Origin of the sequence: Vibrio sp. M260112 (assembly GCF_036533775.1) — a bacterium.
In the GTDB taxonomy this organism is placed as follows: Bacteria; Pseudomonadota; Gammaproteobacteria; order Enterobacterales; family Vibrionaceae; genus Vibrio.
Genome location: NZ_JATABH010000217.1, coordinates 1 through 356 on the forward strand (window position 1 = coordinate 1; position 356 = coordinate 356).

The following is a 356-nucleotide window of genomic DNA, read 5'->3' on the forward strand; positions in this document are numbered from 1 at the left end:
GATTGGTAATGTTAAGAACTCGCTACATGGGACGTATCATGCGATACGCAAGAAACACTTACCGAGATATCTTGGAGAATTCTGCTTTAGATTCAATCATCGCTTTAACCTTGAGGACATGACCCTTGCACTTTTAAGAGCATCGGTATACGCACCACCTATGCCAGAAAAGCTTCTCAAGCTAGCTGAGAGTCGGTGGTAATCAGGAAATAATATCGAACCTTTTGGGGCAACTAGTGCGGCTTTGACGTAGGCCTAATCCGTAAGCGGGACTCTTTAAGTCTCGGAAGGTTTCCTCTATCTGCATGCGCTTTGCGTAAAGCCTCACCAACTGCTTGGGAGTACGAGCCGCCGTT

1 protein-coding gene and 1 pseudogene are annotated in these 356 nt (G+C 46.6%); one reads left to right on the forward strand and one right to left on the reverse strand.

Going from position 1 to position 356, the window contains the following annotated elements; genetic code table 11:
* Positions 1-202 (forward strand): transposase (locus QTN95_RS21195; RefSeq protein ID WP_331418909.1); only part of this gene is annotated, 202 nt, incomplete at its 5' end.
* A 6-nt stretch (positions 203-208) separates the two neighbouring features.
* Here the strand turns inward: QTN95_RS21195 and QTN95_RS21200 are convergent.
* Positions 209-356 (reverse strand): annotated as a pseudogene (locus tag QTN95_RS21200) (transposase); the annotation flags it as partial.